The organism is Mycobacterium sp. Dal123C01 (genome assembly GCF_052566995.1).
In genome coordinates, this window is record NZ_CP199580.1 from 3419066 (window position 1) to 3434229 (window position 15164).

The window sequence follows — 15164 nt, forward strand, 5'->3', positions numbered from 1 at the left end:
CCCGGCTTATTCGAACGCGTCGTCGTGCAAGTGGGCAGCGAGTTCGGTGTTGCGGCTGTAGTCCACGGGGACATCGATCAGGGACGGGCCGTCCTCAGCCAGTGCTTGACGCAACGTGGTGATGAATTCGTCCAGGGTATTGACGCGGTAACCGTGGGCTCCGAATGCCGCTGCGTAGGAGACGATGTCGTAGTCGCCGAGCTGCACGCCGGACTTTCGCCCGTACTTCATGACCTCTTGAAAGCCCACCATGTCGTAGGTGTTGTCGCGCAGGATGATGTGGGTGAAGGTCAAGCCGAGACGGGTTGCGGTTTCGAGTTCCTGGGCGGAGAAGAGGAATCCGCCGTCGCCGGAGACAGACACCACGGGTGTGCCGGGCCGCACCAAGCACGCGGCGATCGCCCAGGGTAACGCGACGCCCAGCGTTTGTTGGCCGTTGGAGAACAACAGTCGTCTGGGTTCGTAGACCCGGAAGTGGCGGGCCATGTAGATGTAGACCGAGCCGACGTCGCAGGTGATGGTCGCCTCGTCGTCGAGTTCGTCGCGCAGCGCAAGCAGCACGGCAACCGGGTTGAGTCCGGGGCCGTCGGGGGTGTGGTTACGCTCGACTATATCGATGTCCGCCAACGCGTTTCGGTGCCGCGCGATCTCATCCTGGTAGCCGCTCGTCAGCGTCAGGCCGGTCAGGTTGTCGTTCAATGCGTTGAGGGTGGCCGCGACGTTGCCGAGCAGCTCCAGCGTCGGCTGATAGTGGTTGTCGATGTCAGCGGGCACCGAGTCGATGTGCACGATGGTGCGCTCGACGTCGTCGTTGTTCCACAGCACGGGGTCGTATTCGACGGCGTCGTATCCGACGGTGATCAAGACGTCGGCGTAGGCGAGGACGACGTCGCCGGGTTGGTTGCGGAAAAGACCCACCCGGCCTAAGAAGTTGTCCTCCAGCGCACGGGATATCACGCCGGCCGCTTGGAAGGTCTCCACGACGGCTAAGCCGGTTGCCGCGACCAGCGCGCGAAGTGCCCGCGTGCTGTCTTGGTCGGCGCCGCGGATTCCGACCAGCAACGCCGGGCGCCGCGCGGCGCGGATCAGCTCGCCTGCCTTGGCAATCGCCGCCGTTGGGGCGCCCCCCAGCGGGGGGACTGGCATTCGGGCCGCGATTCCCGCGGTAGTGGGTGCGGCCAGGACGTCGACAGGTAGCACGACGGCGGCCGCTCCGCGAGGCTGGCTGCTAGCGGCGCGGAAGGCGCCGACGATGGCCTCGGCGACGTTGTCGGGGTGGTTGACCTCGCCGGTGAACTTGGTGACCGTCCGCAGCACCGCCGCGGCATCCATTGACTGATGGGTGCGCTTGAGCCGGTCCTTGCGGCCGACCGCCCCGCACAGCGCGACGACGGGATCTTGTTCGGTGTTCGCGGTCAGCAGGCCGGTAACCAGATTGGTGGTGCCCGGACCGGACGTCACCAGCACGACACCCGGGGTGCCAGTGAGGCGACCGATCGCACCGGCGATGAACGCCGCGTTCTGTTCATGGCGGCACACCACCAGCTGCGGGCCGCCATCGACCAGGGCGTCGTATACGGCGTCGATCTTGGCGCCGGGCACACCGAAGATGTATTCGACCCCCTGGGCTGACAGCGCGTCGACAACCTTTTGCGCGCTGCGCACGGGCTTACCGGGGTTCGTGGACTCCATGCAGGCCAGTCTGGCCGTTAACGCTACTTTGCGCGAGGATCGCCGAACCAGCGCTGCAGCGCGGCGTGCAGACCGGCTTCCTCGGCCGTCCCGAATGTGTCCGTCGCCCAAGCGATGTAGCCGTCGGGACGGATCAGCATCGCCGCGGCCGGCGGGTCGGTGACTTTGGCGCTGACGGCATCGACACGATCGGTCCAGCCGTGCAGCGCGGGCGTGACGCTACCGTCGAGGTCGAGCAACACTGGACGGGCGTCGTGCAGCAGCTCGGCGACCCGTCGGCCGTCCTCGAGCGTCAGGTCAGGCACCAGGTGACCCGACAGCGGATGGTCGTCGCCCGTGTCGTACCTCACGTCGGAACCGGCCAGCAGCGCGGCCATGTGCTGCTGCGCGTCCGCGCTGGCGAAAAGTTCGCCCAACAGTGTTCGGAGTGCGGCGACTTCGGGCCCCGGCGACATGAGTGCGATTTGCGCCAGCGAGTGCATCATGACGCGCTGGCCCACCGGGTAACGCTCGGACTGGTAGCTGTTGAGCAATCCGGTCGGGGCTGTGCCGTTGATTTGGGCAGCCAGCTTCCAGCCGAGGTTCATGGTGTCTTGCAGGCCCAGGTTCAAACCGGGGCCACCCAGCGGGCTGTGCACGTGCGCGGCGTCGCCGAGCAGCAGGACTCGGCCGTCGCGGTAACGCTCGGCGATGCGGGTATTCTGCCCATTGATCCGGCGAAGGGCATGCGGCCCTGGGCCTTTCGGCTCTTCGAAGGGGATGTCGACATCCAGCACGCGGCGTGCGCTTTCGCGCAGTTCGGCCAGGCTCATCGGAACTTCCGCGACCGGCGGGCCGAATTCGATCGTGCCGAGCATCGACCGGCCCGGCTCGAACTCGGCGTAGATGATGCCACCACGGTCAAAGCAGCTGTGCCCGAAGGGAAGCAGGCCGAATCCCGGAATCTCGATGCTGCTGTTGGGTCGGCGGAGTTCATCGGGGATATGCACGTGGGCGAGTCGGCTGATCATCGGCGAGGTGAATCCGGGGAAGTCGACGCCCAGTATCTTGCGGACCAGGCTGCGTCCACCGTCGGCGCCGACGGCGTAGTTGGCTGCGATGCCGTACTCGTTCTCCGGCGAGGACACCGTCAGCGCAACGGATTCCGAGTCCTGCCGCAAGCCGACGAGTCCGTGCCCCCAGCGCAGGTCTACCCCGAGGTCGCGCGCACGCTTTTCCAGCAGTCGCACTAGCCGGGGTTGCTGCATGCGCAGCGCGTACATCGGATTGTCGGGAACGCCGGCGAAGTTCAGCGCCATGGCCGCGAACATCCACCCGGGGTTGGGTTGCGGCGGCCGGTCGTCGCCGGTGAACGCCTGATACAGGCCACGCATGTCGAGCAGCCGGACCACTTGTCCGACAAGGCCGTTGGCTTTCGGCTCGGCGCTGGGGCCGGGAAGCGTGTCGAGGACAACGGGCCTGACGCCGGCCAGTGCGAGCTCGCAGGCCAACAACAGCCCGTTGGGCCCGGCGCCGGCGATCACGACATCGGCATGTTCGTCAGCCATGGTGTGCCTTCTTTCGCGAGGGCTCGGGCAGTCCGGCGCTGACGGCGGCAAAGCCCGAGCGGATCAGTGTGGTGATCGCCACCGGCGGATCGGCACGCGCGTAGGCGTCCGCCGCGGCGTCGCCGACGGCGCGCACGACGGCCATCACCAATCGCGGGTACAGGTCGCGGTCCGGGTCGGTGCCGGTACGTTCGGCGATAACCTGGAGCAACTCGTCGAACAGGCTATGCGGCACAGAGTTTCGGACTTGCGGGTGCATGACCAGTTTCCGGACCTCGACGAGCTCCTGGCGGCTGGGCGCGCGGTTCTCGTCGCCGTACACATCGCCGAAATCGGCCGCCAAGGGCTCCAGCACGGCGTGGGTGATCGCCGTCCACAGCGGCTCGTCGGCGGGGCGCTGCCGCAGCACGGCGATGCTGCGGCGCACGCGTTCGGCTTGCCGGTAAGCCAGCGCCTCGTATTTGCCGCTGAAGTAGTTGTTGAATGTGCGCACCGAGACGCCCGCCAGGTTGGCGACGTCTTCGCGCGTCACGTTGTCCAGCCCGCGCTCAAAAGCCAACTGCAACGCGGCATCGCTGAGCGCGCGTTTGGTGTCGGCCTTCTTACGCTCGCGCAACCCTGTCATAGCTTCCAACATACGAGAATATTGCCCGGTAGGCAATATTGCCCGCTAGGCAATGTTCCGCCGAGTGTGCGTTCAGGGCGTTGAGCGTGCACCCAGGGTGGCGACACGCCGCGCGGCGCCGCCCAGGACGCACACTCAAGGGCGAGGTCGCACAGTCAACGCCCTAGCGCTTGCCCCAATCCCAGCGCGGCGTCGTCAGCAGGTCCTGGCCGGTGATGCGGGTTTCGCCCCAGTCTTTGTAGAGCTCGATCTCGACGGCTCCATCGGAATCGGCGTCGGTGACCGGCGCGGTGTCGAGGAACTCCAGCAGCGACCCTGAGTGGGTGACGACCACAACTTGAGTCTGAGTGGCCGCGGCACGGATCAGCGAGGCGAGCGGTCCGACCAGGTCCGGGTGCAGGGAAGTCTCCGGCTCGTTGAGCACCATCAGCGAGGGAACTTGCGGGCTCAACAGCGCGGCGGCCCACAGCAGGAACCGCAGTGTGCCGTCGGATAATTCGGCCGCGCGTAATGGACGCAGCATGCCGCGCTGGTGCAGCTGGAGGTCGAACAACCCGTCGTGAATGGCGACCGAGATCGTGGCGCCGTCGAATGCGTCGGCGACCACCCGGCTCAGCTCATCGGCCCCCGACTCGAGGATCGTTTGAATCGCGGCGGCCAGGTCGCTGCCGTCGTCGGAGAGCACCGGAGTGCGAGTGCCCACCTGCGGGTGCCGGGCGGGCGCTCCGCTGTCAACGCGAAAGCCGTCGTAGAAGCGCCACCCGCGTAGCCGCTCCCGCACGGCCGCGAGTTCGGGCAGGGCGTGCGGGTGGGCGTACTCGGCCAGCACGCTGCGATACAACGGCAACGACCGGCACAGCTCGTCGAAACCGGTGCCCGAGTTCGCCGACGCTTCGGCGAATACCCGTGACCGGCGCACCAGTGTCGCACTGGGCCGCAGCACCGGCCCCGCGAACAACACCTCCCGTTTGATTTCGGGATCGCGGACGAAGACCGACGGCCCGGCCGACTGCGGCATGCCCAGGTCGACGAGGTAGCCGAAATCGTCTGCAGCGAAGCCCATTTCGAGTGACACGGGCCGGTTGCGAAGGGTGCCCTCGGTCTTCTGCGAGCGCCGAGCGCCGCCGAGTGTCTCGGGCCCGGCCCACAGCACGGATTGCAGCCCACCCTCGCGGGCGAGCGAGCCGATCACCTCGCCGCGGCCGCAATCCGCCAGCAGCCGCAGCGCGCGGTACACCGACGACTTTCCCGCGCCGTTGGCGCCGGTAATGATCGACAGTCGGCCCAGCGGCAGGATTACCTCGCGCAGCGAGCGGTACCCGCGGATGGCGACCGTCTGCAACATGTCGCCGACTGTACGGTCGGTGTCTGACTGGTTATTCGCTGTCGGCTGTGTCGAGAAGTTGCACTTCCTCGAGATCCATCTCGCCCTGCAACTCGCGGAGCACGATGTCGTCGATGATCTTCTGATTCCGAAGCGACAGGATCTCGCGGCGCTTGTGCTCGAGCACCCGGAGACGTACTTGCCGCACTAGCTCGTTGCGTTTGGCCAGGCCGTGGACCCGGGAATCGTCGTCGTCGGCCATGATGATCGCGGCGTGTTCTTCGTATTCCTTTCGAATACGCCCCAATAGTTCGTCGCTGACCCCTAGTTCGGCGGCGATCATCGGCAAGGCCTCAAGAGCGGCCTGCGTACCCCGGCACCGCGCCAGTTGCACTTCTTCGGCGTAGGCAACGTCTTCGGGCATGTTCGCCCAGCGGACGACTGCCGGCAGCGTGCTGCCCTGGACGAGCACCGTCACGAGAATGACGAAGACAACGATGAAGATGAGGAGGCTGCGGTCCGGGAAGGGCGCGCCGCTGAGCGTCATCGTCGGAACGGCCAGCGCTGCGGCGAGCGACACCGCACCGCGGAAGCCTGCCCACGCGGTGACGACGCGCGCTCGCCAGCTGACCCGGCGGGCGCGCTGCGCCTCGCGTCGGTCGATGAGACGCAGCAGCAGGGTGGTGGCTTCGCCCCAGAAAATCCGGGACGCGATGACGACGCCGGTGACGGCAAGAGCGATGAATACGGCGTGGCGCACTCCGCCGTCGAAGCCGGCGATCCCGTGCAGTGCGCCCGGGATCTGGACTCCGACAAACACCCACAACGAGCCGTTGATCAGGAATGTCGCCATGTCCCAGAACGCGTAGGCCTGCAGTCGGGAGCGGGCCCCGATCACCACCGGCCCGGAGTAGGTGAGGATCAGGGCCGACACCAAGACCGCCACCACGCCGCTGGAATCCATACTCTGCGCCAGCAGGAACGCCGCGAACGGCGTCAACAGGCTCATGGCGCCTTCTTCGAGCGGTGAGTCGATTCGCTTACGCGCCAGGGTGACCAATCCGCCAATCAGCAGCCCCGCGACGATGCCGCCGAGATAGGAGCCGATGAACCGGATTACCAAATCACCCGGGCTGATCTCGGCTCCGCCGATTGCGACGTGGACGGTCACGGCGAACAAGACCAGCGCGGTTCCGTCGTTGATGAGGCTCTCGGCGCGCAGCACGGTGATGGTTCGGCGCGGCAACTTTTTCGCCAGACCGGCCACGGCGGCGGCGTCGGTGGGGGAGAGCACGGCACCCAGGACCGCCGCCGCGTGCGATTCCATGCCCAGCGCTCGGGCCGTCCACGACACCGCCACCGCGGTGACGATCACCAGGACGACGCTGAGCAAAACGATGATCCGCGCATTCGCTCGGATCTCGCGGATGCTTGCGTTCAGGCCCTCCCAATACAGGATGGCCGGCAGGAACAGCAGCAGCACGATCTCGCCATTGATGTGGACATGACCAAAAGCGGGGATCAGACCCAGCCCCGCGCCGAGAAAGATGAGCAGTACCGGGGGGCCCACGCGATAGCGCCGGCCCAGCACCGTCCCGATGATGACGGTGGAGACGAGCGCTACGACGAGAACGAGGCCAAACACCTGCCCATCCTGCCGTACGAGCCGGTGTCTAGCTGCGCGGGCCGAAACACGTCACAAAGACGTAATGGCGCAACGACTTCGATTGACGGCGTTACGTGCAGTCGCAGTCGCAGCAGTCTCCGCAGTCGCAGCAGCAGTCGCACCCATCGCAGCAGCAGATGCAGCTGTTGCCACCCCGGCCGCCTTTGCCCTTCGCGCCGGGGTCGGGTGTTTCGCCTTCGGGATATTCGCCCCCCGGGTTCGGGTAGCCCGCACCCATTGCTTGGTTGCCGAAGTTGATGGGGTCCTGCTGGCCGTGCGGTGTCCCGCTGCAGGTGGGATGGCCGGACCGGTTGAAGGTGCGCGAGATCGCTCGCCGCACCTCGCGGGTCAACAACTGCTGCGGCAGCCGGCCGTCGGTGAACTCCACGTCGGCCAGGGCCAGCTCGATGCCCAGCGCCGCATCGTCGCACAGGACGCGGGCTTGCTCCATTGGAGTTTCGGTGGCGGCCAACGGATTCCACTTGCCGCGCGCCAGGTCGTCGTCGTAATCCTCGACCGCGTCGAGCAGGTGCGCCACCCGCCCGAACAGCTGGCCCACTTCGCGCAGCGGCACCTGGTTACCCGGACGGCCGGCCAGCACCGCGGTGTAGGCGAATGCTTCGGCCACCGCGGTTTCGGTGGGCTCGGTCACCAGCAGCAGTGAGCTGCCCGGTCCGGCCGTCGCCTCGAGTTCGGCCTGCCGGTCCATCGCGGCGACGAGCACGCCGGTGTCGAATCCCAGCGTGTGACCCCTGTCGGTGCCTTGGCGCACCCAGCGCTCGGCGATCCGGCGGGCGGCCGGTCGCACGCCGGCCACACCGACCATGCCGTCGTGGTCGTCGACGTGATCGCGCACCCGGGCCGCGGCCAGGGCCAGCGACACCACGGCGGCCAGTCGTACGCAGTCGCCGGTGGCTACGTCGGCGCGCCGCATGCCGCGCAGCGGGCAGCGCCCGGCCTTGCGGCGGGTGGGCTGCCCGGGTGACTGCGCTTCGACCAGAAGCGAGACCACGAGGCCGTCATAGTTGGTGGCGATGCGCGCCGACTGGCCATAGTCGTCGCGCAGTGCCAGACAGAGTCCGCATAATTGGGCGGTCCAGGCTGCTGCGAGCTCGCCGCCAAGTCGATGACGGCAGGGCCGGATGATGCCGAACATGCACAGAAGCTACCCGACCCACAGCAAACGCGTGCCCGAAACGACGAGCTAGATCGCGCCCGTCTTCAGCACGCTGCGGCTAACTGCCCCGAACCGGGGCCGACCTGGAATTTCGGCCGCACGCCATAATGGAGGTGATGACTTTCGTGAAGATCAGGCTCTTGGTGACCGTTGCGATTCTCGTCTCGTCGATGTTGGTGGGCTGCCACTTCGAGAGCAGGAACCCGCCGACGTCCAACACCCTCGTGGTTCCGATGGAACAGGTGCTGAAGCAGAACAACATCACCCAGAACATCACTCTCACGGTGGGGAACACGCTGAAACTGCAGTTGGGCTCGAATTACAGCACCCCGTTCCGGTGGATGGCGGACACGAAGATCGGCGATCCATCCGTCGTCAAGCAAGACAGTCACGAGTATGTGCAGCCCAGCACCGACGCGCGGGGCGCGCCCGGCACGGAGGTGTGGACGTTCGCGGCGCTGAAGCCGGGGACGACGACGATTTCCACGTATTACTCCAGCTTTGTGGGCAAGAACAGCACGCCGGTGTGCCAGTACACGGCGATCGTGACGGTGCAGTAAAACACTGCGGCTGGGCGGCGCCTCAGCTACCGTCTGGCTGTGCTTGGCTTTCTCCGTAAGTTGTCGCAGTTGACCAATGTGCCTACCGAGCTTCACGAACAGCTCGAGGCCGAGGGGCTCATTTTTCTGGCCCCCAAGGTCGGCGTGGTGCGACACTTCAGCGGGCATGTTCCGGGTGTCTTTTCGGCCTCGGGTGTCTCGCGTTATCAGGGTGCGTTCGCGTTCAGCGCGGCGCGGGTTGTTGCCACGTTCCCGACGCGTGGGGACACTAATCTGCGGTCCATCGACTGCACGTGGGACGCCAACAAGGGTCCGGCCTCGGCGACGATCTCCAAGAAGGGTCTGCTGATCGATATCGACCTCCATGGCGTGGACCGTGCGTTCAGCGGCTCGATGAAGCTCCATTACAAGAGGGCGATTCCGGACGACGTGCTGGCGAAGCTGCCGACCACGACATTGCGGTTTCCGGTAGCGCCGGTGTTCGTGTATCGCGCGGCGGGAGTGCGTCCGAAGTCGGACTCCTGATGATCAAGGTTTTCGGATACCTGAAGCGTAAGTCCGGCCTGTCACCGCAGGAGTTCGCCGACTACTACGAGCACAATCACCTACCACTTGTGCTGAGCAAGGCATTCATGCCAATGGTCTACAAGCGCAACTACATCCAGCGGGGAGACGCCTTCAACATCGAAGGTGAGGAGATCGGCTTTGATTGCATGACCGAGCTCGTCTTCGCTGACCGGGACAGCCTGTCCGCCTGGATGGCCAGTCTCGGCGGCGATGAGATTGCGCGCGACGAAGAGAACTTCATCGATCGAGCCGCAACTCGGGCTTACGTGGTGGACGAGCGAACCAGCGCGGGCTGAGCGCCGTCACCGACGCAGCTGGCGGGCGACCTCGCCATACCGGCTGAAGCGCTCGTCGTCGCCCAGAGCGTTGTAAAGGGCGACGCGCGTGGCGATTTCGCCGTACTTCTCGGTCAGCGCGTCGGCCAGGCCGTCCCACGTCGACTCGGTGGCGAACGCCGCGATGTGCTCGTCGGTGATCTGGGCTGCCATGCCCTGGAAATCGCCGGCCTTCTGCTTTTCGCGGATGCGGGCGGTCGTGCCCTCGAAGCCGGCCTCGTCCCAGATGAACGCGTAGTTGGGGGTGCTGCCGTAGAAGGCCATGCTGGTGCGCACCGTGTCGCGTTGGGCGTCACGCTCTTCGTCGCTGTCGCCGACGATCGTCATCGCCGGCACGATGACGGCGATATCCGACACCGCACGCCCGGCCTTCTGGGCACCGGCGGCGACGTTGGGCAGCACGTGACGTTTGATATAGCCGAGCTCGCCCAGCGGATGGACGTGCACCCCGTCGGCCACTTCGCCCGCCATTCGCAGCATCCACGGATTCACTGCTGCGACATCGACTTTGGGATCGGGCGCGTCGATAGGACCCGCGCTCCACTGCGGCGTGATGAAGTCGAGGTCGTAGAACTCGCCGTGGTGATCAAGCTTCCCGGTGCGAAACGCCGAGAAGCACGCCTTGACCGCGAGTACGTAGTCGCGCAGCCGCGGGCCCGGGCGTTCGAAGGGGACACCGTAGCGGCGCACGACGTGCGTGCGGACCTGCGTGCCCAGGCCCAGCCGGAATTTACCGTCGGTCGCCTCCTGAAGCTCCCAGGCCTCGGCCGCGGTGACGAAGGGGCTACGCGGAAACGCGACCGCGACACCGGTGGACAACTCGAGCCCGGGTGCGGCTTGCGAGGCCACGGCGGCGTTGAGGTAGGCCGTGCGGCCGGTCTCGGTGAACAGCAGGCCGGAGAATCCCGCGGCCTGAGCGCGCTGGGCCAGGCCACCGATCTGACCCAGCGGTTGCGGGACCACCATCACGTCAATGTGCACGGCGCAACCCTATTCCTTGGGCAGCCGGCCGAGACTAGTGCGCCGCGAGCGCGGTGTGCTGGGGAACGTGCGGAATCTCGGCGGCAGGCAACGGGGGACAGAAGAAGTTGCCTTGTACGGCGTCGCAACCGTATTCCTTGAGCCGTTGGGCTGTTTCCTCGTCCCCGACGCCCTCGGCGACCGTGGCGATGCGGAATGTCGTGGCTAACTCGATCACCGATCGGACAATCGTGGCGGCGCGGTAATCGTGCAGAATCGGCGCGATGAATTGGGTGTCGAGTTTGACATCGTCGATGGGCAACTCGCGCAGATAGGTCAGTGTGGCGTAGCCGCTGCCGAAGTCGTCGATTGCCACCCGGATGCCGGACTTGCGGAGCCGATTGAGCACCGTGCGGGCCTTCGCGAGGTTGGCGACCAACAGGTCCTCGGTGATCTCGATCGTGAGCGAACTGGCGGACATGCCGTGGGCGTCGAGCACGGACATGATGCGGTCGGGCAGGGCGTCTTCGTCGAGGGAGGTCGCCCACAAGTTGATCGCGACGGGGATAGCGGCCCCTGCTGCGTACCAAGCCGACGCGTCGGCGACCGCCTGTGACAGCACCAGGTCGGTGACGGCGTCCATCAGCCCGTGTTCACGGACCAACGGCAAGAATTCGCTCGGCACCAGTGTGCCGAATTCGGGGTGCTGCCATCGCACGAGCGCCTCGGCACCACAGACGGAGCCGGTCGCCATGTCGAATTTCGGCTGGTACAGCAGCGTCAGCTGGCCTTCGTCAATCGCACGACGCAGTTCGCCGAGCAGTTGCAGACGGGCCATGCTGACGTCGTATGTCGGTTGCCTGTCGAGCCGAGCATCCATGTCCGGGGTGAATGTCTGCACGTTGGTTGAGCTCCCCTGTTGGGCCCAGCTCCGGGCCGCCTCGGCCTGCTCGAGAAGTTCACCCGGCGTCAGCAGGGATCCGGGTGTCGACGCAGCCGTGGCCAAGCCGATGTTGAGATGTACGTGTAGCCGGTGATTCTCGAGATCGAGAGGCTCGTCGAAGGACAGGGCCAACCCCTTGGCCACCCCTGCTGCGACCTCGGGGCGGTCTTCGACCAGGATGGCGAATTCGTCCCCGTTCATCCGCGCGACGGAGTCGTTGGAGCGGATGTTGCCCTGGAGCCGCTCCCCGACGGTGCGTAATAGTTCGTCGCCGACGACGTAACCGAGCGTGTCGTTGACCATCTTGAAGTCGCTGATATTCAGCGCAATGACGCTGACCGGGACAGCGTGGTAAATGTGCAACCGAACCGCATGGGCCAGCCGCTCACCAAAGAGCCTTTGGTTGGCTAACCCGGTGAGGGGGTCCCGCAGGGCGGCGTCAGACAGCGCGGCAAGGAGACGTCCCTTTCGGTCAAGGAGTACCAGGTGGCGGATCACCGTGGTGACGACCATCGCTACACACACGGCGAAGATGAACGCCTCGCCCGGGTACACGGGCCAAAAGTGCACGGCGCCAACGACAATCGCCAACAACACCGGCAGGTACGGCAGCCACAGCGATATCCTTGACGGCTGAGTAAAACCGAGGTCGAGATCCGGTCCCGGCCGAGACGCAAGGCCGGACAGCGCGACGAAGTAGATTCCGACGGCCCATCCCAGGATGACGAGGGCATTGGGCGTTTGGTCGGGGTGGCCGCCACCGATGCTGACGACCCCGGCCGCCCCGATCGCCACCCATCCCAGCGTCATCAGCGTCGGGGCGAGTTTGCGGCCCGGCTCGGCCTTCCGCACGGTGATGAACGACAGGACGACAAGCCCCAGGTACACGGCGGTGGCGGCGATTAACAACATCTGCGGAACGCTGACTGTTCGTTCCGGTTGTCCCGGGTGTCCCAGCGCCACGATGGCCAAGACGACCAACAACGCCGCTGCGACGACGATGCCGTCAAGCAGCAGCCCAACCCCAAATTGCGTGTCATCGCGGCTGGGGATGGCAACCGCGCAGCCCAACGCGCACAGCGGCAACACCAGGTAGCCCAAGTAGGCCGCCGAGAAATTCGCGATCGGCGGAATGCCGCCGAGGCTGACGTAACACCACACAAACTGGCCGGCTGTCCAGGCGGCCAGCCCGATACTCAACACCATCCACGCCAGACGCTGACGGCCTCGTCCCATGCGGGCGGCGTGGACCACGCAGCAGTTGGCGAAAATACTGAGAAACCACAGTCCTACCGGGACGGCTATCGGGCGACCCGAAGCCCCGCTTCTGGTGAACACCACCACGGCGAATACGAGCAAGCCGACAGTCGCCAACACGGCCACCGGAGTTCGGCGTCGTGTCAGTAAGAACATTTGCTGCCCTGTCTGCGCGGTTGTCGAGTGCAGGATAAGCCACAGGGCGAGCTGGCGTGCTCTCTGTAGGTGACTGTCCGACAATTTCGCCGAAACGTCTTCGGGTCGTTATGGGGTGGTTTCTTAGCTATACCCAACTGCGCGGATGCTAATAATCCGGTAAACGAATCCGAATCGGTGATGCCGACATGCCCAGGCGGTTGAGTTTACTGAGGTGCCACGGTGGCGAGCGCCTCGGAAAGGATGTCGGTGACGACGTCTGGCCGGGTGATCAGTGGTGCGTGATCGACCTGGTGGGTATGGGTGCGGGCATGCATGCGTTCGGCCATGAACCGTTGGGTGTCGGGGTTGATCATGCGGTCTTCTTCGGCGACGAGATACCAGGTCGGTAGGTCTTTCCAGCCGGGTCTCGGGACGGGCTGCTGAATGCACGGGACGGCGATCGGTCGTTGAACCGCGGCGAGCACGGGGTGTTCTTCGGCCGTGGCGTGGTGGGCGAATGCGTCGCCAAAGGCATTGGTGGGCAGCCAGATCCAGCCTTGGTCGTCGGGCTTGAGTTCGGGTGCCTGCGGATGCGGGGGATTGCGGTAGAAGACGTCGGCGACGGTTTCGCCCTCATCGGGAGCCAGGGCGGCGATGTACACCAGGGCCTTGAGGCGCGGGTGGCTGGTCGCGCCGATCACGCCACCGGCATAGGCGTGACCTGCGAGGACGACGGGTCCTTCGGTGCGGTCGATGGTTCGTTTCACCGCTTGCACGTCGTCGTCGAGCGTGGTGAGCGGAATGGGCGCGGCGACGACGGATATCCCAGCTTGCTGCAGGTCAGCGATGACGCGGCGCCAACTTGACCCGTCGGCCCAAGCCCCGTGGACAAGAACAACAGTGGCTTGGCTCGCTGAATTGGGATGCACAGCCCAAAATGCTGGCACGCCTGCGTCGGTGGGTCAACCGTTGCGCTCACTCTGCCGCGAAGACAACACCCGGGTTGAGAATCCCGGCCGGGTCGAAGCTCTGTTTGATTCGGCGGAGCAGGTCGATCGTGACCGGGTCTTCGAGCTCGAGCCAATAGGGGGCTTTGGCGCGGCCGAGGCCGTGTTCGCCCGAGATCGCGCCCCCCAATTCCATTGCCAGCGCGAAAATGTCCGTCAAGAGTTTCTTACGGGTGCCGGGATCCTGGCAAAAGATGGCCAGGTGCACATTGCCGTCGCCGGCATGCCCACAGCCCACCGCGCCACCCCCGACCGCCGTGGCCAGTCCACGCACGGCGGTAAGGAACTTCGGCATGGCGCCGCGCGGCACGACAGTGTCGATGAGGTCGTCGGCGCCGACCGCCTTCAGCGTCCAAAACGCGTTCTCGCGCGCCTCGATCAGCTTGCGTGCCGAACCGCCTTCGAGCACATAGGCGTCCAGGGCGCCCAACTCGGCGAGCAGCTCACCGGCTTGCTCGACATCCTCGTCCAGCCGTTCCTCGGTCCGGTTCTCAAGTCCCACAACGAGATACGCTTGACAGCTGTCGCGGATCTGGTCGGGAATGCCGAGTTCGAGATTCTGGGTGTGGACGAGTGCGGCCATCGTCACGTTGTCGATGTATTCCAGGATGTAGGGCCCCAGGCCGCTGGCGATGACCCGCGGCACCGCCTCCATGACCTGGTCGAAGTCGGCGAACGGGGCGAGCACAGTGGCGCTGTGGCCCAGCCGCGGGTGCAGCTTGACGATCACCTCGGTGGCCAAGGCCAGGGTGCCTTCGGAGCCGACGATGAGCTGGGTCAGGTCGTAGCCGGTGGACACCTTGGCGATTTTGCCGCCCGTGCGGATGATTTCGCCGGTCGGCAGCACCGCTTGCAGCCCGAGCACGTTGTGGCGGGCGATCCCGTACTTGACCGCACGCATGCCGCCGGCGTTGGTGCCGACGTTGCCGCCGACGCTGGAGGACAGCTCGCCGGGTTGGACCATGTAGCGCAGTCCGTCCGGGGCGGTCGCGGCATCCAGCTCGATCAGCGTCACGCCCGGTTGAACGACGGCGACCTGATTGGTCGTATCGACCTCCAGGACGGCGTTCATCCGCTCGAAGGAGATGACCAGCCCGCCCTCGCGCGGTGTCGCCGCGCCCGACAAACCGGTCCCGGATCCGCGCGCGGTCACCGGAATCTGGTGTTCGGTGGCCGCTTTCAGCAGCTGTGCCACTTCGTCGGCGGTGGCCGGTTTGGCGACGTAGGCCGGCTGCTGCGGCGGATGCGTCAGCTCCTCGTCGTGCCAGTAGTCGTCGGGGATCGCGTCGCCCGTCAGCAGGTTGTGGTTCCCGACGATTTCCGCGAGCCGCGCCGTGATGTCGCCCATGAAGGCACTGTAGGACTT

General features: G+C 65.8%; 13 protein-coding genes. 3 read left to right on the top strand and 10 right to left on the bottom strand.

Annotated elements, in window-relative coordinates; genetic code table 11:
• Positions 1–6 precede the first annotated feature (6 nt).
• The 6 genes from alsS to ACTXG5_RS16155 form a co-directional block, all read right to left on the bottom strand.
• On the bottom strand, positions 7–1692 hold the full coding sequence (gene alsS / locus ACTXG5_RS16130) for an acetolactate synthase AlsS (RefSeq protein ID WP_445159762.1): 1686 nt from the start codon (positions 1690–1692) through the stop codon (positions 7–9).
• A gap of 23 nt (positions 1693–1715) precedes the next feature.
• A complete protein-coding gene (locus ACTXG5_RS16135; protein ID WP_445159763.1) occupies positions 1716–3239 on the bottom strand; it encodes an FAD-dependent monooxygenase in 1524 nt (507 codons plus the stop codon).
• Complete coding sequence (locus ACTXG5_RS16140) at positions 3232–3864, bottom strand: TetR/AcrR family transcriptional regulator (RefSeq protein ID WP_445159764.1); 633 nt, start codon at positions 3862–3864, stop codon at positions 3232–3234. The genes ACTXG5_RS16135 and ACTXG5_RS16140 overlap by 8 nt, the downstream gene beginning before the upstream one ends.
• A gap of 163 nt (positions 3865–4027) precedes the next feature.
• A complete protein-coding gene (locus tag ACTXG5_RS16145; protein ID WP_445159765.1) occupies positions 4028–5209 on the bottom strand; it encodes an AAA family ATPase in 1182 nt (393 codons plus the stop codon).
• 31 nt (positions 5210–5240) lie between these two features.
• Positions 5241–6833 (bottom strand): Na+/H+ antiporter, encoded by a 1593-nt coding sequence (locus ACTXG5_RS16150; RefSeq protein WP_445159766.1) that lies wholly within the window; start codon positions 6831–6833, stop codon positions 5241–5243.
• Positions 6834–6924: 91 nt separating this feature from the next.
• The gene (locus ACTXG5_RS16155) at positions 6925–8010 is read right to left on the bottom strand and encodes a DUF5685 family protein (RefSeq protein WP_445159767.1); all 1086 of its coding nucleotides are present in this window, start codon (positions 8008–8010) and stop codon (positions 6925–6927) included.
• A 146-nt stretch (positions 8011–8156) separates the two neighbouring features.
• Here ACTXG5_RS16155 and ACTXG5_RS16160 point away from each other — a divergent pair, with 146 nt between their 5' ends.
• The 3 genes from ACTXG5_RS16160 to ACTXG5_RS16170 are packed head-to-tail and all read left to right on the top strand — an operon-like array spanning position 8157 to position 9454.
• Positions 8157–8591, top strand: a complete 435-nt coding sequence (locus ACTXG5_RS16160; protein WP_445164448.1) for a protease inhibitor I42 family protein — start codon at positions 8157–8159, stop codon at positions 8589–8591.
• A 39-nt stretch (positions 8592–8630) separates the two neighbouring features.
• The gene (locus ACTXG5_RS16165; protein ID WP_445159768.1) at positions 8631–9116 is read left to right on the top strand and encodes a hypothetical protein; all 486 of its coding nucleotides are present in this window, start codon (positions 8631–8633) and stop codon (positions 9114–9116) included.
• A complete protein-coding gene (locus ACTXG5_RS16170; RefSeq protein WP_445159769.1) occupies positions 9116–9454 on the top strand; it encodes an EthD domain-containing protein in 339 nt (112 codons plus the stop codon). The genes ACTXG5_RS16165 and ACTXG5_RS16170 overlap by 1 nt, the downstream gene beginning before the upstream one ends.
• A gap of 6 nt (positions 9455–9460) precedes the next feature.
• On the opposite strand, the gene ACTXG5_RS16175 is transcribed toward ACTXG5_RS16170, so the two are convergent.
• The 4 genes from ACTXG5_RS16175 to ACTXG5_RS16190 form a co-directional block, all read right to left on the bottom strand.
• Positions 9461–10474: a TIGR03617 family F420-dependent LLM class oxidoreductase gene (locus tag ACTXG5_RS16175; protein ID WP_445159770.1), complete on the bottom strand. Its 1014-nt coding sequence runs from the start codon at positions 10472–10474 to the stop codon at positions 9461–9463.
• A gap of 34 nt (positions 10475–10508) precedes the next feature.
• Complete coding sequence (locus tag ACTXG5_RS16180; RefSeq protein WP_445159771.1) at positions 10509–12809, bottom strand: putative bifunctional diguanylate cyclase/phosphodiesterase; 2301 nt, start codon at positions 12807–12809, stop codon at positions 10509–10511.
• 206 nt (positions 12810–13015) lie between these two features.
• Complete coding sequence (locus ACTXG5_RS16185) at positions 13016–13720, bottom strand: alpha/beta fold hydrolase (RefSeq protein ID WP_445159772.1); 705 nt, start codon at positions 13718–13720, stop codon at positions 13016–13018.
• 46 nt (positions 13721–13766) lie between these two features.
• Positions 13767–15146: an FAD-binding oxidoreductase gene (locus tag ACTXG5_RS16190; RefSeq protein ID WP_445159773.1), complete on the bottom strand. Its 1380-nt coding sequence runs from the start codon at positions 15144–15146 to the stop codon at positions 13767–13769.
• Between the last annotated feature and the right edge of the window lie 18 nt (positions 15147–15164).